Annotated in this window: 25 protein-coding genes; 8 read left to right on the plus strand and 17 right to left on the minus strand. The window is 72.8% G+C overall.

Features of this window, described 5'->3' with window-relative positions; genetic code table 11:
- Window positions 1–107 precede the first annotated feature (107 nt).
- A complete protein-coding gene (locus DMB42_RS54230) occupies window positions 108–587 on the plus strand; it encodes a DUF2283 domain-containing protein (protein ID WP_221762185.1) in 480 nt (159 codons plus the stop codon).
- Window positions 588–633: 46 nt separating this feature from the next.
- Here the strand turns inward: DMB42_RS54230 and DMB42_RS16685 are convergent, their stop codons facing one another.
- Complete coding sequence (locus tag DMB42_RS16685) at window positions 634–1017, minus strand: hypothetical protein (RefSeq protein WP_125635476.1); 384 nt, start codon at window positions 1015–1017, stop codon at window positions 634–636.
- Window positions 1018–1070: 53 nt separating this feature from the next.
- On the opposite strand from DMB42_RS16685, the gene DMB42_RS16690 reads away from it, so the two are divergent.
- The gene (locus DMB42_RS16690) at window positions 1071–1874 is read left to right on the plus strand and encodes an HAD family hydrolase (protein WP_260477737.1); all 804 of its coding nucleotides are present in this window, start codon (window positions 1071–1073) and stop codon (window positions 1872–1874) included.
- 50 nt (window positions 1875–1924) lie between these two features.
- Here the strand turns inward: DMB42_RS16690 and DMB42_RS16695 are convergent, their stop codons facing one another.
- The 4 genes from DMB42_RS16695 to DMB42_RS16710 form a co-directional block, all read right to left on the minus strand.
- Window positions 1925–2185 carry a hypothetical protein gene (locus DMB42_RS16695; protein ID WP_125635478.1) on the minus strand — a complete coding sequence of 87 codons (261 nt, stop codon included), beginning with the start codon at window positions 2183–2185 and terminating at the stop codon, window positions 1925–1927.
- A gap of 62 nt (window positions 2186–2247) precedes the next feature.
- Window positions 2248–2856 carry a TIGR00645 family protein gene (locus tag DMB42_RS16700; RefSeq protein ID WP_260477738.1) on the minus strand — a complete coding sequence of 203 codons (609 nt, stop codon included), beginning with the start codon at window positions 2854–2856 and terminating at the stop codon, window positions 2248–2250.
- Window positions 2857–3151: 295 nt separating this feature from the next.
- Window positions 3152–3409: a hypothetical protein gene (locus tag DMB42_RS16705; protein WP_125635480.1), complete on the minus strand. Its 258-nt coding sequence runs from the start codon at window positions 3407–3409 to the stop codon at window positions 3152–3154.
- Between the two features lie 82 nt (window positions 3410–3491).
- Entirely contained in the window at window positions 3492–3854 is a 363-nt protein-coding gene (locus DMB42_RS16710) for a helix-turn-helix domain-containing protein (protein WP_221762186.1), read from the minus strand.
- A gap of 91 nt (window positions 3855–3945) precedes the next feature.
- Here DMB42_RS16710 and DMB42_RS16715 point away from each other — a divergent pair, with 91 nt between their 5' ends.
- The gene (locus tag DMB42_RS16715) at window positions 3946–4596 is read left to right on the plus strand and encodes an NADPH-dependent F420 reductase (protein WP_125635484.1); all 651 of its coding nucleotides are present in this window, start codon (window positions 3946–3948) and stop codon (window positions 4594–4596) included.
- A gap of 104 nt (window positions 4597–4700) precedes the next feature.
- Complete coding sequence (locus tag DMB42_RS16720; protein WP_125635486.1) at window positions 4701–5072, plus strand: hypothetical protein; 372 nt, start codon at window positions 4701–4703, stop codon at window positions 5070–5072.
- Between the two features lie 18 nt (window positions 5073–5090).
- On the opposite strand, the gene DMB42_RS16725 is transcribed toward DMB42_RS16720, so the two are convergent.
- Window positions 5091–5756, minus strand: a complete 666-nt coding sequence (locus DMB42_RS16725; RefSeq protein ID WP_125635488.1) for an endonuclease V — start codon at window positions 5754–5756, stop codon at window positions 5091–5093.
- 109 nt (window positions 5757–5865) lie between these two features.
- Here DMB42_RS16725 and DMB42_RS16730 point away from each other — a divergent pair, with 109 nt between their 5' ends.
- On the plus strand, window positions 5866–6606 hold the full coding sequence (locus DMB42_RS16730) for a sulfite exporter TauE/SafE family protein (RefSeq protein ID WP_125635490.1): 741 nt from the start codon (window positions 5866–5868) through the stop codon (window positions 6604–6606).
- On the opposite strand, the gene DMB42_RS16735 is transcribed toward DMB42_RS16730, so the two are convergent.
- From DMB42_RS16735 to DMB42_RS16770, 8 genes are all read right to left on the minus strand, one after another.
- Window positions 6575–7282: a type 1 glutamine amidotransferase gene (locus tag DMB42_RS16735; protein WP_125635492.1), complete on the minus strand. Its 708-nt coding sequence runs from the start codon at window positions 7280–7282 to the stop codon at window positions 6575–6577. The two genes, DMB42_RS16730 and DMB42_RS16735, sit on opposite strands and share 32 nt — an antisense overlap.
- Before the next feature lie 30 nt (window positions 7283–7312).
- The gene (locus DMB42_RS16740; protein ID WP_125635494.1) at window positions 7313–8140 is read right to left on the minus strand and encodes a bifunctional 5,10-methylenetetrahydrofolate dehydrogenase/5,10-methenyltetrahydrofolate cyclohydrolase; all 828 of its coding nucleotides are present in this window, start codon (window positions 8138–8140) and stop codon (window positions 7313–7315) included.
- Window positions 8137–8742, minus strand: a complete 606-nt coding sequence (locus DMB42_RS16745) for a cyclodeaminase/cyclohydrolase family protein (RefSeq protein WP_125635496.1) — start codon at window positions 8740–8742, stop codon at window positions 8137–8139. Before DMB42_RS16745 ends, DMB42_RS16740 begins: the two co-directional genes overlap by 4 nt.
- 28 nt (window positions 8743–8770) lie before the next feature.
- The gene (locus DMB42_RS16750; protein ID WP_125635498.1) at window positions 8771–9283 is read right to left on the minus strand and encodes a hypothetical protein; all 513 of its coding nucleotides are present in this window, start codon (window positions 9281–9283) and stop codon (window positions 8771–8773) included.
- 50 nt (window positions 9284–9333) lie between these two features.
- Window positions 9334–10098, minus strand: a complete 765-nt coding sequence (locus tag DMB42_RS16755; protein ID WP_312024738.1) for a chitosanase — start codon at window positions 10096–10098, stop codon at window positions 9334–9336.
- 9 nt (window positions 10099–10107) lie between these two features.
- Window positions 10108–10728 carry an FMN reductase gene (locus tag DMB42_RS16760; RefSeq protein ID WP_125635500.1) on the minus strand — a complete coding sequence of 207 codons (621 nt, stop codon included), beginning with the start codon at window positions 10726–10728 and terminating at the stop codon, window positions 10108–10110.
- A 26-nt stretch (window positions 10729–10754) separates the two neighbouring features.
- On the minus strand, window positions 10755–11846 hold the full coding sequence (locus DMB42_RS16765; protein ID WP_125635501.1) for an LLM class flavin-dependent oxidoreductase: 1092 nt from the start codon (window positions 11844–11846) through the stop codon (window positions 10755–10757).
- 117 nt (window positions 11847–11963) lie between these two features.
- Window positions 11964–12500, minus strand: a complete 537-nt coding sequence (locus DMB42_RS16770) for an ABATE domain-containing protein (RefSeq protein ID WP_125635503.1) — start codon at window positions 12498–12500, stop codon at window positions 11964–11966.
- Between the two features lie 83 nt (window positions 12501–12583).
- Here DMB42_RS16770 and DMB42_RS16775 point away from each other — a divergent pair, with 83 nt between their 5' ends.
- Complete coding sequence (locus DMB42_RS16775) at window positions 12584–13807, plus strand: MFS transporter (protein WP_221762187.1); 1224 nt, start codon at window positions 12584–12586, stop codon at window positions 13805–13807.
- Here DMB42_RS16775 and DMB42_RS16780 read toward each other — a convergent pair.
- Both DMB42_RS16780 and DMB42_RS16785 read right to left on the minus strand, forming a co-directional pair.
- Complete coding sequence (locus DMB42_RS16780; protein ID WP_125635505.1) at window positions 13794–14444, minus strand: NAD-dependent epimerase/dehydratase family protein; 651 nt, start codon at window positions 14442–14444, stop codon at window positions 13794–13796. The genes DMB42_RS16775 and DMB42_RS16780 overlap by 14 nt on opposite strands.
- Window positions 14441–15814 (minus strand): APC family permease, encoded by a 1374-nt coding sequence (locus DMB42_RS16785; RefSeq protein WP_221762188.1) that lies wholly within the window; start codon window positions 15812–15814, stop codon window positions 14441–14443. The genes DMB42_RS16780 and DMB42_RS16785 overlap by 4 nt, the downstream gene beginning before the upstream one ends.
- A 103-nt stretch (window positions 15815–15917) precedes the next feature.
- Between DMB42_RS16785 and DMB42_RS16790 the strand changes: the two genes are divergently transcribed.
- Together DMB42_RS16790 and DMB42_RS16795 are read left to right on the plus strand one after the other, a co-directional pair.
- Window positions 15918–16526, plus strand: a complete 609-nt coding sequence (locus DMB42_RS16790; RefSeq protein WP_125635509.1) for a TetR/AcrR family transcriptional regulator — start codon at window positions 15918–15920, stop codon at window positions 16524–16526.
- Window positions 16527–16600: 74 nt separating this feature from the next.
- Window positions 16601–17431 (plus strand): alpha/beta fold hydrolase, encoded by an 831-nt coding sequence (locus DMB42_RS16795; protein WP_125635511.1) that lies wholly within the window; start codon window positions 16601–16603, stop codon window positions 17429–17431.
- Window positions 17432–17509: 78 nt separating this feature from the next.
- Here the strand turns inward: DMB42_RS16795 and DMB42_RS16800 are convergent, their stop codons facing one another.
- A complete protein-coding gene (locus DMB42_RS16800; RefSeq protein WP_125635513.1) occupies window positions 17510–17941 on the minus strand; it encodes a nuclear transport factor 2 family protein in 432 nt (143 codons plus the stop codon).
- Window positions 17942–18032 lie beyond the last annotated feature (91 nt).

The following is an 18032-nucleotide window of genomic DNA, read 5'->3' on the forward strand; positions in this document are numbered from 1 at the left end:
GCCCCCTTGCGACCCTAACGCACACTAACTCGCCGCGGCCCGGGCAGGAACGCATCGGTCGCGGAAGATATGGGTCCGGCCGCGGGCGTGGGGGTAGATCACCGGGCATGTACGAGATCGCTCAGCGGGTGCTGACGCTCGACACCGGGCCGCCGCGCGAGGTGGTCGTCACCGTCGGCGTGCCGTACGAGGAGGTGACGGGGGAGTGGTCGTGCCCGTACCGGATCGACGGGCTGGCCGGGTGGGAGCACGAGCGCAGGGCGACCGGGCCCGACTCGCTGCGGGCCGTCGAGCTGGCGCTGGCCATGGTACGGGCGGCGCTGGCCGGCTCGCACGAGGCCAAGGAGGGCCTGCTGAGCTGGGACGACACCCCGCCGGACCTCCAGCGCACCCGGACCGTGTACGTCAACTGGGACAAAGAACGAAATATCGCTTATATCGCGATGAAGCATGAGATTGTGCCCGGCGAGGCGGTCCGCCAGACCGTCTCGGAGGACGTGGTCCTCGACTACGGCAGCGCGGGCGAGCTGATCGGCCTGGAACTCCTCAACGCCGCCACCCGCCTCCCCCCTGAACTACGCCTCTGACCCTCCGCCCCCGGATTCCCTCCGGGTACGTGCCGCCGGGGCCGGGTCAGCCCGTCAGGAGCCAGCGCCAGCGCGGCAGTTCCAGCACCACCGTCACCACCGACAGCACCGTGACCAGCGCGGCCACGACCGCGTGCCAGGCCACCCACGCCGCCGCCACCGCGACCACCAGCTGCAGGCCCACCAGGGCGACCGTCACGAACCCCGGCACGGCGACCAGCACGCCCCGCTTGTCACCGGGCGTGGCGCACACCGTCGGCAGCCCGATCAGCACCACCACCGACAACACGGCCAGCGGCACCGACCGCGGGGCGAGCGCCCACGGCGCCGCGATGCCGGCGGCCAGCTCCGTGGCGAAGCGGAAGACAGAGGCGACCCGATCGTCCGGACGGGGACCGGACCGGGCGAAACGACCGGAAGGTGAAACCACGAAGGGCACCCTACTCCGTGAACACCGCCGGACCAGGACCTACGGTATGTGACGTGACCTCCACCATCCCGCCCCGCATCGTGGCCACCGACCTGGACGGCACCCTCCTGACCTCATCCGGCGCCATCTCCCCCCGTACCGACCAGGCCATGCGCCTGGCCCGCTCGGCGGGCGCGGAGATCGTCTTCGTCACCGCCCGCCCGCCGCGCTCCGTCCGCCTGCTCGCCGGCCGGACGGGCCTGACCGGCCTGGCGATCTGCAGCAACGGCGCCGTCCTGTACGACCTGGCCACCGAGAAGGCCGTAGCCAGCCGCACGATCGAGCCACGGGCCGCCAGACGGGTCGCCGACAGCCTGGCGGCGGCCCTGCCCGGAGTGGCCTTCGCCGTCGAGACCGGTACGGGCGTGCTCACCGAGGCCGGTTACACCAGGCGGGTCGCGCACGACGTGCAGAACTACCGCGAGGTGGCCTCGGCGTGCGAGGCGGGCGAGCCGATCGTCAAGCTGCTGGTGCTCTCGCCCGCGCACACCACCGACGAGATGAACACCGTCGCGGTGGCGGCGATCGGGGGGCTGGCCGAGGTCACGCATTCCGGCGTGCCGGGGCTCCTGGAGGTCAGCGCGCCCGGGGTGACCAAGGCTGCCATGCTGGCGGAGCTCTGCCGGGAGCGGGGCGTCGAGCCCGCCGAGGTGGTGGCGTTCGGCGACATGCCCAACGACCTGCCCGCGCTGGCCTTCGCCGGGGCCGGGTACGCGATGGCCAACGCGCACCCGCTGGTGCTGGCCGCGGCCCGGCACCGTACGTCCTCCAACGACGAGGACGGCGTGGCCCAGGTCCTGGAACGCCTCTACGGCTGACCGGCCGGGATCCGGCGCCCGCCCGCCCCCGCGGGCGGGCGCCGGGAACTTCAGGCGTCGTCGTCCGACACCCGGGACGTGCCCTCGCACCCGGCGGGCGCGCGGCTCAGCACCGGCAGCAGGCCGCCGCAGGTGCTCACCGGAAGCGACACCGGCTCGACGATCTCGTCGTTGAAGACGATCACGTCACCGATGAGCGGCCGCGGCCCCCGCGCAGGGCCCGCGTCGGACGCCTCCGGCACCTCCGCCGCCTCCGCCGCCTCCGAGGCCGGGGCGGTCGAGGCGTACGCGGGCGCCCCGACCGCCACCAACGCCGCACCGACCAGCGGCGCCGCGCCGACGATCAGCCGGGCGCCGCCTAGCAGCGCCGCTGCTAGGCGGCGGCGACGCGTTCCTGTGTGACGCCGCCGGGCTGCTGCTCCCGGTGCGCGTTCGCCTGCTGGCCGTGCCGGCCACCGGCCATGATCCGATCCATCACGGCCAGCGCCAGCGCCGAGACCACGAACGTGAGATGGATCAGTGTCTTCCATACGAGTTCCCTGTCGGTGATGGCCGGCCGGGCGGCGTTGATGAAGATCTGCAGGAGGTGCACCCCCGAGATCCCGATGATCGCCATGGCCAGCTTGACTTTGAGGACGTTTGCGTTGACATGGGACAACCACTCGGGCTGATCGGGATGCCCGTCGATGCGCAGCCGCGAGACGAAGGTCTCGTAGCCGCCGATGATGACCATGATGAGCAGGTTGGAGACCATCACGACGTCGACGAGCCCGAGGACGATCAGCATGATCGTGGTTTCCGGGGGGTTGCCGCCGAACCCGAGTTGGACCAGGTGGGCGAGTTCGACCATGAACCGCCACACGTAGACGACCTGGGCGACGATCAGCCCGAGGTAGAGCGGCGCCTGTATCCATCGGCTGAGGAACATGACGTAGCCGATGTGCTCCAGCGTGCCCCGCGGCCGGGGAGCAGGCTCGGCCACGGTCAACTGTGGGGGCCTCACTACGACGTGAAGATGTTGACCCGGTCGACGATGGCCTGGACATTGATGTTCCCCGGTTCGTTTCGGCCCCCTGACCCGAGGGCGATTGGGGGAACGGCGGCCGCCGCCGCCAGAGCGAGGGCCGCTGCGCTGATCAGGATTCGGAATTTCAATGGGGACTCCTCGACTGCTGCTGTTCGGGCATGGGAATCGCGCTGCCGGACGGAGGAGGGCCGAGATCGGCGGTACGGCGTGGTCCGCCGTACCGCCGATGCCGGTGGATCGTGGTGGCCGGTCAGGGATGCAGGCAGCCCGCGGCCGGGATCTCGCTCGGCGCCTGCGGGGCCGTCGGATCGATCAGGGTGGTCAGGCCGGTGGCGGCCTCGGCGGCGCAGGGGACCGCGTGCGCGGGGTCGACGACGGCGTGCGCGGTCGGGGTGAACAGGGTGGTGGACAGTGCGCCGGACAGGGCTCCGGTCAGCACTGCGGACAGGGCTGCGGACAGGACCAGGCCGCCGGTCAGGACGGCGGCGCGGCGGTGGACGGCAGGCATGGAAACCTCCTGGGAACGGTGTCGGACAACCACCGTCTAGCTACCCAGGGTAATCATTCGGTAACGCATTGTGAAAGAATCCTCATGGAGAGGTGTCAACGGGGGCTCGGCCCGTCCACCTGTCCTGGGCGTCCATGACCTCCTCGCCGTGGGCGTGGGCCCATTCGCCGAACGCCTCGATCGGGCCCAGCAGGGTGCGGCCCAGGTCGGTCAGCTCGTACTCGACGCGGGGCGGGGCCTCGGCGTAGGAGCGGCGGACGACCAGCCCGTTGAACTCCAGGCGGCGCAGCGTCTCGGTGAGCACCTTGGCGCTGATCCCGCCGATCTCCGCGCGGAGCTGCCCGGGACGGCGTGGGCCGTGGCGCAGCGACCAGACGACGACCGCGTTCCAGGTGTTGGCGACCAGGTCGAAGGCCAGCCTGGCCTGGCAGTCGGCGATGAACAACTGAACGCCTCCATTAGGCACCAAATGGTGTGTGACGAGATTTCTAGAGTCCTTCTACTAGTAAAGCCCGTTCACAACACGGAGGACGACCATGAAGATCGGGATCCTGGGGGCCGGCGGCATGGCCGACGCGCTCGGCACGCAGTGGATCAGGGCCGGGCACGAGGTGATGGTCAGCGGCCGCGACCCCGTACGGGCCCGGAGCCGGGCCGAGAGCATGAACGCCCAGGCCGGCGTCCCGGGGGCGCGGGCGGGGAGCTGGGCGGAGGCGGCCGGGTTCGGCGAGGTCGCGATGGTGGGCGTGCGGGCGGAGGGGCTGGCCGACGTGCTCGGCGCCACCGGTACGGCGCTGCGCGGCAAGCCGCTCATCGACGTCACGAACGCCGGCCCCGACCGGCATGACCCCGCGCGTCCGCTCGCCCGGCTCATCGCCGACCTCACAGGCGGCCATGTGGTGAAGGCGTTCAACCTGTGCCACGTGGACGTGTGGCGGATGCGGCCGCCCGTGTTCGCCGGACGCCCGCTGGCGGTGCCCCTGTGCGGCGACGACGCCACGGCGCTCGGGCTGGTCCGCGAGCTGGTCCGCGACCTCGGCTGCACCCCGCTGGACGGCGGCGGGCTCGACCGGGCGGCGCAGCTCGAGGCGACGGCCGCGTTCGTGATCGGACTGTGGTTCGGCGGCGCGGACGCCCAGGCGATCCTGCCCCCGCTGGCGGGCTCGGGGGCGCACCTGCCGTCCTGAGCGTACGACGTGGGGTGTAGCGAGGATGACGACGGGCGGCGGATGCCCCGGCCGGGCGGCGGCGCGATCCTGGAGGCGTTCGTCCGAGCTCGAAGGAGAGTCAAGTGGTCACCCAGGTCGTCAAGGGGAGCGGGTACCTGACCGCGTTCAAGGCCCTCGCCACGCTCAGCATGTTGTCGGTGCTGCTGCAGGCCGTCACGGCGGGTCAGCTCATGAGCGGGGCCGGCGCCGGACTGCACGGCGCGGGGGCCGGCGCCGTCCACCTGCTCGGGCTGCTCCAGCTCGTGGCGGCCGTGCTGCTGTGGCGGCCGGGGCGCGGCGCCGGCTGGCCCGCGCTGGTCAGCCTGGGGGTGCTGCTGCTCGGGTTCCTGCAGTCGATGCTCGGCGGGTCGGGGGCGGTGGCCGCGCACGTGCCGCTCGGCATGACGATCTTCGGGCTCAGCGTGTGGCTGGTCGTCTGGGCCTGGCGGCGCTGACCCCGTCCGGGCGGGCGCTCACGGCCCGGACGGGTGGCGGGCCAGGTGGTCGGCCTGGCGCACCGGCTCCGGCAGCCGGTACCGGGGCGTGAGCAGCAGGGCCTGGGACGTGGCCGTGTCCAGGCTGATGCGATGGCCCGGCGAGACGTAGACCGGCTTCGTGTCCCGCCGCGTGCGCAGCGCCCTGCCCACGGTGAGGCCCTCGTGGACGATCGGCGTCCAGGCCCCGCGCTCCGGTCCGGGGGTCTCGTGCACGCCCACGAACGGGGTCTTGGCCACGCCGAGCGCCGGCAGGCCGGTCAGCACGCCGAGGTGGCAGGCCAGCCCGAAGCCGCGCGGGTGCGCCAGGCCGTGGCCGTCGCAGACCAGCAGGTCGGGGGTGACGGCCAGGCGTTCGAGTGCCTCGACGAGGGTGGGCAGCTCGCGGAAGGCGAACAGGCCGGGCACGTACGGGAAGGCCGCCTTGCCGTGGGCCACCGCCTGCTCGACCGGTTCCAGGGTCGCCGCGTCGAGGACGACCACCGCCGCCGTCACGTCGTCGTCCCCGTGGTAGTGCACGTCGAGGCCCGCCACCAGGGAGAACGCCGTGGGCCCGGTGAGCTCGACGCGCCCGCGCAGCCGGTCCTGGATCGCCTCGGCCTCGGCGGCGTCGTCCGGCCAGGGGTGAAGTCTGTTTACCCGCACCTGCCCAAAGGTAGGGCTTTTCGCCCCTGGCCGCGTCGGACAGGGCACCGCCGCCGTACGAGGAAGGGGCACACGTGGGGACAAAAAGGACGGGCCGTAGCATGGCCGGGTGATCGTCGCAGATGTCCTCGGCCTGCTCGGCGCGGGTGTGGCCGCAGGCGTGGTCAGCACGGTGGTGAGCCTGGCGTCGATCGTCTCCTACCCGGCGCTGCTGGCCTTCGGCCTGCCTCCGCTGACCGCGAACGTCACCAACACCGTCGCCCTCGTCTTCACCGGCGTCGGCGCGGCGGCCGGGTCGCGCCCCGAGCTGGCCGGGCAGGGCGGCCGGGTGCTCAGGCTCGGCCCGGTGTCCGCGCTCGGCGGCGCGACGGGCGCGCTGTTGCTGCTGGTGACGCCGTCGAGCACGTTCGAGCTGATCGCGCCCTGGCTGATCGCGATGGCCTCGCTGCTGCTGGTCCGCCCGCCGTCGGCGCACCCGCGCGGCGAGCGCGGCCCGGCCGTCCGGGTCGCGCTGTTCTGCGTGGCGGTCTACGTGGGCTACTTCGGCGCGGCCGGCGGCATCCTGATGTTCGCCGTGTTGTCGGCCATGATCGACCACGGCCCGGCCAAGCTGAACGCCATGAAGAACGTGTTGTCCGGGCTGGCCAACGCGGTGGCGGCGACCGGGTTCGCGCTGTTCGGGCCGGTGGACTGGGGCGCGGCCGCGCCGCTGGCGGCCGGGTTCCTGATCGGGGGCTGGCTCGGGCCCAAGATCGTTCGCCGGATGCCCGGCAACAGCCTGCGCTACCTGGCCGCCGCCTGCGGGCTGGCCGTGGCCGTCACGCTCGGCTGGCAGGCGTACGGGCGCTGACGACCTTGGCGAAGCGCAGCGCCACCTCCCGCCAGACCGGCGTGGAGACCGGCTCGTCGGCCACCGCCCCGGCGTAGACCTCCTCGGGGTCGAAGCCGTCGGGCGTCCACTCGCGCACCCGCGAGGGCAGCACCTCGGGATGGAACTGCACCCCCCACGCCAGCTCGCCCACCCGGAACGCCTGGTAGGGGCAGGCCCGCGTCTCGGCCAGCCACACCGCGCCCTCGGGCAGCCGGGTGACGGCGTCCTTGTGGTGCTCGATCGCGGGCACCACCGGCGGCAGCCCGTGGAACAGCGGGTCGCCGGCCGCCTCGGGACGCATCGTGACCGGCAGGCTGCCGTTCTCCGGCGCGCCGGTGTCGCCGGTCACCTCGCCGCCGGCGACCTCGGCCAGCATCTGGCCGCCCAGGCAGATGCCGAACAGCGGCACGCCCTCGGCCACGGCCTGGCCCACCAGCCGCCGGGCGCCGGCCAGCCACGGCGCCCGGTCGTCCTCGGAGGGCAGGTAGCCGCCGCCGAGCATGATCATGGCGTCGTGCCGGTCGAGCCGGTCGGGCAGCGGGGCGCCGTCGTGCGCGAGCACCACGTCGAGCCGCAGCCCGGCCTCCTCCAGCCAGCCGCCGAACCGGCTCGGACCGCCGCTCCTGCTGTTCTGCACGATCAGGACGTCACCCATCACGGGCCTCCACTTTCCAGACGTCGGGGGTCAGGGCAGGTTCGCCGCTCGGGCGGTGTGGCGCAGCAGCAGCGCGGTGGTCACCGGGCCGACGCCGCCGGGCACCGGGGTCAGCGCGCCGGCCACCTCCGACACCGCCGCGAAGTCGACGTCGCCGGTCAGCCCGCCGTCGTCGGTCGGGTTGGTGCCCACGTCGATCACCACCGCGCCCGGCGCGACGTGCGCGGCGCCGATCAGCCCGGCCCGGCCGACGGCGGCCACGAGCACGTCGGCCGCCGAGGTCACCGCGGCCAGGTCGCGGGTGCGCGAGTGGCAGACGGTGACCGTGGCGTGCCGGTCGAGCAGCAGGTGGGCCAGCGGCTTGCCGACCACGGTCGAGCGGCCGACGACCACCGCCCGCCGCCCCTCGAGCGGCACCTCGTGGTGGTCGAGCAGGGCCATGACGGCCGCGGCCGTGGCCGGCGGGAACGCGGGCAGCCCGGCGGCCAGGCGGCCGAGCGAGAGCGGGCTCGCGCCGTCGACGTCCTTACGCGGGTCGATGGCGGTGGCCAGCTCCTGGGCCGAGGCGCCGGCGGGCAGCGGGGTCTGCAACATGACCCCGTGGACGGCGTCGTCGGCGCTGAGCCCGGCCAGCGTCTCATGGATCCTGCCGGGGTCGGCGGCGGGCCCGAGGTCGACGATGTCGCAGGCGACGCCGACGCCCGCGGCGGCCTTGGCGATCGAACGCACGTACCACAGGCTCGCCTCGTCGGCCGTGGCCACCACGACGGCCAGCCTGGGCTGCGGCCCGGCGGCGGCCTCGGTCTGGGTCTGGTCCCTGATGGCGGCGGCCAGGTCGCGGCCGGTCAGCGTCTTCAACGGGTGATCTCCTCGCGTACCTCGGCGGTGACCCGGTCTGCCCTGGCGACGGCGGCCTCGACGTCGGCCAGGCGGGAGTCCAGCGCCTCGCGTACCCGCTCGTCCTTGATGCCGCGCAGGTTGATCTCGACGTTCAGCCGGGCCGTGGTGAGCGCGGCGCGCGCCGCGTCGGCGGCGGCGGCGACGTCGGTGACGACGTTGCGGTTGCCGATCGGCAGCAGCAGCTCGCACAGCTCGACCAGCCGCGTGGCGGTCTCCACCACCCGGGCGGGCGGCTCGGCCGCGCCGGCCAGCGCGCGGGCGATGGACGCGCTGCGCTCCTCGCCCTTGGGCAGCCGGTAGGCGTCGGAGACCGCGGTGAACGCGGCCGCGTCCTCCTCGGCCAGCCGCAGAGCCCGGGCCCGCAGGGCGTCGGTCTCGCCGATCACCCCTACGACGGTCTCGGCGTGTTCGGCGTACCGCTCGCCGGTGGTGTAACGGGCCACCATGCCGAGCAGCGCGGCGGACTGCGCCGCGTGCAGCGCGGCGGTGGCCCCGCCGCCGGGCGCGGGCACGTTCTCGGCCAGCTCGGCCAGGAAGTCGACGATCTTCGAGTCGCGCATGGCCGCATTCTGCCAGGCCCGGTACGGCTCACTCGCGGTGCATCGGCCTTGTGACGTCCTGGGACATGCCCGGCGGCAGGTACGGCGACCCCGTCGCGCCGTAGTCGGAGGTGTAGACCGACGGCCGCTCCTGGGACCGCCAGCGCGACGGGAAGAACGACACGACCAGCAGGGCCACGCCGAGGAACAGCAGGACGCCCGAGTACATGACGGTCTGCAACCCGGTGAAGAGGCTCCCGGTGACCAGCCCGTCCGGGATCACGCGGAAGCCGGCGTTCATCTCCACCGCGGGCACCACGCCGAGCGCGGTGAAGGCGAGGCCGCCGAGGAGCGAGGCGATCGGCGACAGGCGCGAGCCGGCCAGGAACGCGAGCCCGGCCCCGGCAGCCGCGACCACGCCGAGTCCCAGCCAGGAGACGGTGAAGCGCGTGGCCATCGTGAGGCTGATCTCGCCGATGCCGTACATGAGGCAGGCGGCGATCAGTGGAGGAAGGAGCAGGCCCGCGACCACTCCCAGACCATGACGGGCACCGTTGGACATGATTAACCCCGTTTGTTTGGCTGGCTCACCAACCTACCGTGATCGCCCGATCAGCGCTTGATGGTGTACTTGTCCCCGTACACCTTCCAGGTCAGCGGCGGGGTGAGGTCGAGGTTGCCCTTCCTGAGGAAGACACGCTGCATGGTGTCGACCCGGGTGGTGTCGTCGTGGGCGTCCTCCGCCTTCATCGCCGCCTTCCTGGCGTCGAGGAACGCGTTGAGGTAGGCGACCTCGTCGCCGCCCCGGGCCGGCGGCGCGGCCTTGGCCAGGGCGGCCTTCCTGATGCCGCCGAAGCTCAGCCTGTCGGCGCCGGGGCCGTGCATGACCATGGCGTCGTAGTAGGCGAACTGGCCCAGGGCCCGCAGGCCGTCCTTCTTGGCGCGGCGGACGGCCGGGTCGAAGTAGACGCGGTCGCGCTCGGCGTCCTGGGCCCGCCGGAAGGCGGGGTCGGCGGCGGCCTTCTTCCAGTCCCTGACGAACGGCTTCCCGAGGCCCTTGTGGGAGTCGCTGCCGTTGACCCTGCGCAGCGCGGGCAGGTACTTGGCCAGCACGTTCGAGGGCCTGCGCCGGGTGTACAGCTCGACCAGCTTCAGCATGTCGCCGGTGCCGGAGCAGAAGCCGATGATGCCCGCGGTGTAGCCCCGCTCGTCCTTGATGTCCTCGATGTAGCCGTACTGCGCCTTCCAGTCCAGTGACGAGTTCTCCGCGCTGGACACCAGCCGCATGGCGATGTCCTTCTTGTGTGGTTCGTCGAGACCGGCCGGGGAGGCGGGTGTGAGGACGAGGGACAGCGAGAGGAACATAGCGGTCAGCACCGCTGCAAACTAGCGCAGCGGGCGCAAAGCCGCGAGCTGCTCCGCGAACGGGACGACCTCGTCCTCGGCCGCGGCCTGCCGCGGAGCCCGGTTCAGCAGCAGCGCGGCCAGCTCGCCGGCGGCCCGGTCGATGCGCTCGCCGAGACCGTCGGTGAAGGCGTCCCCGCCGCCGCCCCAGTCCTCCGCGGCGGCGTAGACGGCGGTCGGCACGACCACGGCCCGCAGGTAGGCGAACAGCGGACGCAGCGCGTGCTCCAGCGCGAGCGAGTGGCGCGGGGTGCCGCCCGTGGCGGCGACCAGCACCGGCTTGCCCGTCAGCGCCGTGTTGTCGAGCACGTCGAAGAACGACTTGAACAGGCCGCTGTAGGACGCGCTGAACGTCGGCGTGACCGCGATGAGCCCGTCGGCCTCCGTCACGGCCTCGACCACCTCGCGCAGCCTGGTGCCGGGGAAGCCGGTCACCAGGTTGTTGGCGATGTCCACGGCCAGGTCGCGCAGTTCGACCACACGCACCTCGGTCCCCTCGGCCTCCTCGTCCAGCCGCCGCCGCGTGGCCTCGGCCAGGCGGTCGGCGAGCAGGCGGGTGGAGGAGGGCTGGGTCAGACCGGCCGTGACGACGACGAGCTTCATGGGGGGATCTCCCTTTCTCGGAGGGGTCAGACCTCGACGGCCTGGGACGTACGGGCCTCCAGCAGCGACGCGTGCGTCGGGGCGTCCGGGACGCCGGCCGGGCGGTCCTTGGCGAGCTCCTTGCGCAGCACCGGCACGACCTCCTCACCGAGGATGTCGAGCTGCTCCAGCACGGTCTTCAGCGGCAGACCGGCGTGGTCCATGAGGAACAGCTGCCGCTGGTAGTCGCCGAAGAACTCGCGGAACTCCAGCGTCCGGTCGATGACCTGCTGCGGGCTGCCCACGGTGAGCGGGGTCTCGGCGGTGAACTCCTCCAGCGAGGGCCCGTGGCCGTACACGGGGGCGTTGTCGAAGTAGGGGCGGAACTCGCGCACCGCGTCCTGGGAGTTCTTCCGCATGAACACCTGGCCGCCCAGGCCGACGATCGCCTGCTCGGGCGTGCCGTGCCCGTAGTGGGCGTACCGCTGGCGGTAGAGGTTGATCAGGCGGATGAAGTGCTCCTTGGGCCAGAAGATGTTGTTGGCGAAGAAGCCGTCGCCGTAGTACGCGGCCTGCTCGGCGATCTCCGGGCTGCGGATCGAGCCGTGCCACACGAACGGCGGCACCCCGTCGAGCGGGCGCGGCGTGCTGGTGAACCCCTGCAGCGGGGTGCGGAAGCGGCCCTCCCAGTCGACGATGTCCTCGCGCCAGAGCTGGTGCAGCAGCGCGTAGTTCTCGACGGCCAGCGGGATGCCCTGGCGGATGTCCTGCCCGAACCACGGGTAGACCGGCCCGGTGTTGCCGCGGCCCAGCATCAGGTCCACCCGGCCGTCGGCCAGGTGCTGGAGCATGGCGAAGTCCTCGGCGATCTTGACCGGGTCGTTCGTGGTGATCAACGTCGTGGCGGTGGACAGGATCAGCCGCTCGGTCCTGGCCGCGATGTAGCCGAGCATGGTGGTCGGCGAGGACGGCACGAACGGCGGGTTGTGGTGCTCGCCCATCGCGAACACGTCGAGCCCGACCTCCTCGGCCTTGAGCGCGATCGCCACCATCGCCTTGATCCGCTCGTGCTCGGTCGGGGTCCTGCCGGTGGTGGGGTCGGTGGTCACGTCGCCCACACTGAAGATTCCGAACTGCACTTTAGTCACCATCCATGACTGTTGAATCTTTGACAGGTACCGTAGCGTCCGGCCGCGTGCGGTTATTCCATCATCCCGGGTGAGGCGTCCCGTATGGGGTGTCCCTGGGCGTCCGGGTCAGGCGCCGGTGCGGGCGCGGAAGGCGGCCGCCTTGGCGCGGTTGCCGCAGCCGCGCATGTCGCACCAGCGGCGGGTGCGGCGATGGGAGGCGTCGACGTACAGGCGGGTGCAGGGGGCGGCCTCGCACTCGCGGATCAGCCCCGCCTGCGGGCCGCCGAGCAGCTCGATCGCCGCGCGCGCGGTCGTGGACAGCGCGCCGGGCAGGCCGCCGCCCCGCCGCAGGCCGCGCTCGGCGAGCGCGACGTCCGCGGGCGGGCGCCGGGCGAACTCGTTGAGCACGTCGCGGTCGCCCTTCCCGTACGGGACGCCCTCGCGGGCCGCCGTGGCCAGCCGGTAGATCGCCTCGCGCAGGGCCGCCGCGCGCGCCAGGTCGTCGGCGCCGGCCTCGGGCGGCTCGTCGAGCAGGCCGGCGCGGACCGTCCAGCGGGCCAGGTCGGCGGGGGTGGGCAGCAGGTCGATACGCGCGCCGCGCCGGTGGCCGATGGTGCCGGCGAGGTCGAGGCCGAGGTTGCCGCTGACGAAGGTGAAGTCCACAACTTCGATAGTAACCGTGTTGACAAGTTACTTCTGGCACCCTCAGAGTGACTAACCACTAAGTCCGGTTATTTGGGGGCGTTGTGACGACACTCATCACCACTCGCGGCGGGACCCGCCGGTACGGCGCACGGCACCGATGGACCGTGTTGTCCGTGGGCGTCGGCGCCCAGGCGTCCTTCTCGGCCATGTTCTCCGGCATCCCGGTCACCGCCGTCTCCATGCGCTCGGGCTACCATCTGTCCCTGGGCTCGCTCGGCCTGGTCCTGTCCTGCCTGGGGCTGGGCGTGGCCGCCTCGGACATCGCCTGGGGTGTGCTGACCGACCGGTGGGGCGACCGCCGCGTGCTGCTCCTCGGGCTGACCGCCACGGGCGAGCTGCGGGCGGTGATGGCCGCGGCGGTCACACCGTCCGAGCACGCGGGAGTGGCCCTGCTGGCGGTGTGCCTGCTGGCCGCCGGGGCGCTGGGCGGCAGCGTGAACGGCGCCTCCGGGCGGGCCGTCATGACCTGGTTCGCCGACGGCGAGCGGGGGCTGGCGATGAGCGTGCGCCAGACCGCGATCCCCGTCGGCGGCGCGGTCGGGGTCGCCCTGCTGCCCTGGCTCGCCGAGCGGTACGGCTTCCGCGCCGTCTACGCCGTACCGGCGGTGTTCTGCCTGCTGGCGGCGGCGGCCACCTGGCGCTGGCTGCACGGGCCGGGCCCGGAGACCGCCACCGCGGCGCCCGAACCCGGCCCCTCGCCGCTGCGGCGCTGGGACGTGTGGCGCGTGGCCCTGGCCAGCGGGCTGCTCACCGTGCCGCAGTTCGCCGTGTTGTCCTTCACCGCCGTGTTCCTGCACGACGTCAAGGGGGCGGGCGCCGCCCTGGCCAGCCTCACGGTGCTGATCGCCCAGCTCGGCGGCGGCGCGGCGCGCATCTGGACCGGCAGGCGCACCGACCGGCGCGGCGGGCGCCGCACCTGGATCCGGGCCATCGGCGCACTGTCCGGGGTCGCCATGGCCGCCGCCGCGGTGCTCACGCACGCGCCCACGCCGGTCACCGTCGCCGCCCTGGCGGCCGGCGGCCTGCTGGCCAACTCCTGGCACGGCATCGCCTACACCGAGATCGCCGCCCTGGCGGGCGCGGCCAGGGCGGGCACCGCGCTCGGCTTGGAGGGCACCGCCTGCTTCGCCTCGGGCTTCCTGACCCCGCTGCTCGTCCCCGTGGTGCTCGCCGTCGCCTCGTGGGAGGCGGTGTGGGGGCTGGCCGCGTTCGCCGCGCTGCTGGCCGTGCCGCTGGTGCCGAGGCAGGCCCTCACAGGGCGTTGATCGCCGCCGGGCCGAGGATCCGCTCGGGCGCGCCGCGCTCGGCCACGTTGATCATCGCCTGTCCGATCCGCTCGGTCGTCGTCACCGAGGACGGGAACAACCGCCGCAGCAGCGGGTAGAGCGGCGCGGCCACCACGTAGGCCAGCCGGTACCAGCGAGTACGCGAGGTGACGCCGTACATCGGCTGGATGTAGCCGGGACGGAACATGTAGGCCCGGAACGGCAGCGCCAGCAGCGCGTTCTCGGTCGCGCCCTTCACCCTCGCCCACATCGCGCGGCCGTGCTCGTCGGTGCCGGCGCCCGAGACGTAGACGAAGGTCGAGGACGGGTTGAGCCGGGCCAGCGTGGTGCCGGCCGCCAGCGTGTAGTCGTAGGTGACCCGCCGGTAGTCCTGCTCGCTCATGCCCGCCGCGGACACGCCGAGGCAGAAGAAGCACGCGTCGTAGCCGGCCAGCTCGCCCTCGACGGGGGACAGGTCCGACAGGTCGGCGTGGGTGATCTCGCGCAGCTTGCCGTGGACCGTCCCCGTGGGCGACCGGCCGACCGTGAGCACGGCCGTCACGCGCTCGTCGAGCAGGCACTCCCTGAGCACGCCGCGCCCGACCATGCCGGTCGCCCCGAAGATGATCACTCTCATGGTTCAGCCAGATCCCACCCGCCGCGCCGCCGCAGCACCCCCAGATAGTACGCCGCCGACACCACCGCGATCCCGGCCGTCACGTACAGGCTGGGCCGTCCGATCACCGGGTCCAGGGCGTTGAGGTAGATCACGTACGCCAGCGCGGCCACCGCCAGCACCGGCGCGAGCGGGAACCACGGCATCCGGTACGCCGCGTGGCCCGTCGAGCCGTTGCGCCGCCCGGCGATCGCCCCCAGGCACAGCGCCGCGTACACCGCCACGATCGAGGTGCCGGTCACCACCAGCAGGAAACGTTCGTCGATGAAGCAGCAGGCCGCGCTGACCACGCCGGTCAGCACCGTGGCCACCCACGGGGAGCCGTACCGGGTGTGGATCGACGACAGCAGGCGGCTGACCGGCGCGGGCCAGGCGCGGTCCCGGCCGGTGCTGAACAACATGCGCGAGGTGATGAGGATGATGGCCAGCACGGCGTTGAGGATGGCCAGCGCGACGGCCAGGGAGATCACCGTGTTGGCAACCGACCCGGCGCGGGCGGTGACGAAGTACTGCATCATGTTCTCCGCGCCGAACAGGCCGGGCAACGACGGCGCGCCCATCAGCACCGCCGTCACCGGCACCAGCTCGGCCGCGACGGTGACGCCGAGCGCCCACAACACCGTCTTGGCGATGCTCTTCGGCGCGTCGTGCACCTCCTCGCCGAAGTAGACGGCCGAGCCGTACCCGTTGTAGGAGAAGATCGCGACGGCGGTCGCGGCGCCGATCAGCCCGAGCGAGGCGGGCACCAGCGCGCCGCCGTCCCCGGCGACCACGGGATGGGTGATCAGCTCGACCGGCGAGCGCTGCGGCCGGAACAGGCCGAGCGCGGACACGACCACCAGCGCGATCATCTCGATGGCCAGGAACACCCCGGTCACCCAGGCGTTCAGCTTGATGTCGAAGACCGCGACGACCGTGGTGAGCAGGCACGTCACCGCCGCCACCAGCGGCCCGTCCAGACCGGGGAAGACGACCGACAGGTACGCGCCCACGCCGAGCGCGATCACGGCGATGATGAGCAGCTGCGTGATGAGGATCAGCCCGAGCACCACGAACCCGGGCAGCCGGCCGAGCGTGCGGGCGGTGATGGCGTACTCGCCGCCGGTCAGCGGGAACGCCGAGCCCAGCTCGGCGTAGACGAAGGCCATGAACACGCCCACGACGGCGCCGGCCAGGTAGCTGAGGATCGCGCCGCTGCCGGCCTGGGAGATCACGCCGGGGGCGATGATGAACACCGAGGACGCGGGGGTGATGGCGGACAGGGTGAGGAGGAGGGTGCCGAGGAGCTTGAGTCCCCGGTGCAGGTGTGGATGGGCGGCCGTTGTTGCCACGACGCCTCCTTGGGGGGTTCCTTGAGCGAGTATCAAAGAACTATCGGGGGCATACGTCAAGGAGGGCTTGCGTTTTTTGAAGCCCCTATGAAGAATCGCCGCCATGGCGCGACCCAGCCGGGCCCGGGAGAAACGGGCCGAACTCGTCACCGCCGCCCGCCGGGCGGTGCTCGAACGCGGCATCCTCGACCTGCGGCTGCGGGACGTCGCCGAGCTCGCCAGCATGTCGGCCGGGTCGGTGCTGTACTACTTCCCGAGCATGGCCGACCTGCTCCAGGACGTGCAGCGCGAGGCGGTCGACCGGTTCTGCGCCGCCCGCGAGGCCGCCGCCGCCCGCGAGCCCGACCTGCGGCGCCGCCTGGTCACGACCATCGGCAGCGGGCTGCCCGCCGGGCCCGGCGACGAGCTGTGCGTGCTGCTGTACGAGCTGGGCGCGCACGCCCGGCGCCTCCCCGCGTACGCGGCCCAGCACATCAGGCTCTACGAGCGCCAGGTCGCCCTGTACGCGGCCATCCTGGAGGCAGGCTCGGCGACCGGCGTCTTCGCGCTGACGAGGGACGCCATGACGATCGCCAGGAACCTGGTGGCGCTGGAGGACGGTCTGGGCCTGCACCTGCTGGACGCCGTCCAGCCGTTCGACCCGGGAACGGCCCGCGACCTGCTGCTGTCCTACGCCGAGGACGCCACCCGCTGCCCCCTCCCGCCCCCCTGACCTTCGTTCCGGGGAGCCGGCCGAGGGAACATTCATCCAATCCAGAGGCGCGGACCGGCCGCGACAGTGGCCTCATGACCCTTTCCAACAGCGGGCCGCGGCTGAGCGACGACACGATCCTGTCCCTGGACGACGGCGACCTCCACGTGTGCCAGGACGGCCCCCGCGACGCCCCCGTCCTCCTGCTCGTCCACGGGTCGGCCTCCTCGACCCGTTCCTGGGACCAGCTGGTCCCGCTGCTCACGGGCTCCCATCGCGTCGTACGGATCGACCTGCTCGGGCACGGCCGCTCCGCCAAACCGGACGACCGCGGCTACTCCACTCCTGAGCAGGCCCGCCGGGTCGGCGAGGCGCTGGACCGGGTCGGCGTCGGCCGCGCGGTGGTCGCCGGCCACTCCAGCGGCGGCGTGGTCGCCACCGCCCTCGCCGAACAGCGTCCCGAGCTGGTGAGCGCGCTCGTCCTCGTCAACACCGGCCCCTCCCTGGACGCCTTCATCGCCCCGCCCTCGGGCTCGTTCGCGCCTTCGCAGTGGCCGCCGACCGACGAGCAGCTGCGCGCGTTCGCGAGCACCGGCTTCAGCCGCGCCGGCTACCGGATCCCGGACGAGCTCCTGGACGAGGTGCGCTGCATGACCGTCCACACCCTTACCGCCACGATGCAGGGCACCCGCGAGTACCTGGCGGAACGGCCGCTCCCGGACCGGCTGGCGCCCCTCGGCAAGCCGCTCCTGGTGCTCTTCGGTGAGGACGACCGCAGATGGCGGTCCTCGTCCGCCGCCGACTACCAGGTCGTCCCGGGCGCGGAGGTCGTCCTGCTGTCCGGCCTCGGCCACACCCCCATCCTGGAGGACCCCCACCGCACCGCCACCGAACTCCTGCCCTTCACCACCACCCACACCCCCTGAACGAGCCCGCTTCCGCGGGTTCTCGTTCCACTGGGCCTTTGGGGTGTGCCGCCTCAGCGGGTCTTTGGGCGCGTTGCCTCAGTGGGCCGTGCGCCAGCTCTGTTCCTCCACCAGTTCGTCGCTGCGCCAGCCGTCCGCCGTCCGCCGCATGCGGTGGTGGTACCAGCCGCCGCCGTGCAGGAACCCCTTGGCGTCGGCGGCGGCCATGTCCCTGGTGGGGGCGAGGGTGTCGGTGAAGGGCGCGCTGACCCGCGCCTGGTCGCCGGTGAGGACGATCCGCGCGGCGCCGATCAGGTGCAGGCGCCCCGGCCACTGCGGCAGCACCTCGGCGAGCCAGGCCTTGACCTCCGCCCGCCCGCCCCTGATGCCGCCCGCCGACCGGTAGTCGATGATCGCGCCGGGGCTGAACACCTCGTCGAGCAGGTCCCATTCGCCGGAGTCGATGGCCCGCGAGTAGCGGGCCAGCAGGTCGGCGATCTCCAGGCGGTCGGCGATCTCCTGAGCGTCCATGCCCTGATCGAACCAAACGCTTGCTACAAACACCAGCCCCGCCGCACCCGAACAGCCAGAAACGCCGGCCCCGCCGCACGGGCACCGCCGT

Source organism: Nonomuraea sp. WAC 01424 (assembly GCF_003947315.1).
GTDB lineage: Bacteria > Actinomycetota > Actinomycetes > Streptosporangiales > Streptosporangiaceae > Nonomuraea > Nonomuraea spiralis.

Coding starts and splice junctions, on each gene's coding strand:
- DMB42_RS16780 (WP_125635505.1), bottom strand. CDS start 14,444: ATGAGAGTGATCATCTTCGGGGCGACCGGCATGGTCGGGCGCGGCGTG.
- DMB42_RS16715 (WP_125635484.1), top strand. CDS start 3,946: ATGAAGATCGGGATCCTGGGGGCCGGCGGCATGGCCGACGCGCTCGGC.
- DMB42_RS54230 (WP_221762185.1), top strand. CDS start 108: ATGTACGAGATCGCTCAGCGGGTGCTGACGCTCGACACCGGGCCGCCG.
- DMB42_RS16735 (WP_125635492.1), bottom strand. CDS start 7,282: ATGGGTGACGTCCTGATCGTGCAGAACAGCAGGAGCGGCGGTCCGAGC.
- DMB42_RS16750 (WP_125635498.1), bottom strand. CDS start 9,283: ATGTCCAACGGTGCCCGTCATGGTCTGGGAGTGGTCGCGGGCCTGCTC.
- DMB42_RS16705 (WP_125635480.1), bottom strand. CDS start 3,409: ATGCCTGCCGTCCACCGCCGCGCCGCCGTCCTGACCGGCGGCCTGGTC.
- DMB42_RS16790 (WP_125635509.1), top strand. CDS start 15,918: ATGGCGCGACCCAGCCGGGCCCGGGAGAAACGGGCCGAACTCGTCACC.
- DMB42_RS16760 (WP_125635500.1), bottom strand. CDS start 10,728: ATGAAGCTCGTCGTCGTCACGGCCGGTCTGACCCAGCCCTCCTCCACC.
- DMB42_RS16800 (WP_125635513.1), bottom strand. CDS start 17,941: ATGGACGCTCAGGAGATCGCCGACCGCCTGGAGATCGCCGACCTGCTG.
- DMB42_RS16745 (WP_125635496.1), bottom strand. CDS start 8,742: ATGCGCGACTCGAAGATCGTCGACTTCCTGGCCGAGCTGGCCGAGAAC.
- DMB42_RS16795 (WP_125635511.1), top strand. CDS start 16,601: ATGACCCTTTCCAACAGCGGGCCGCGGCTGAGCGACGACACGATCCTG.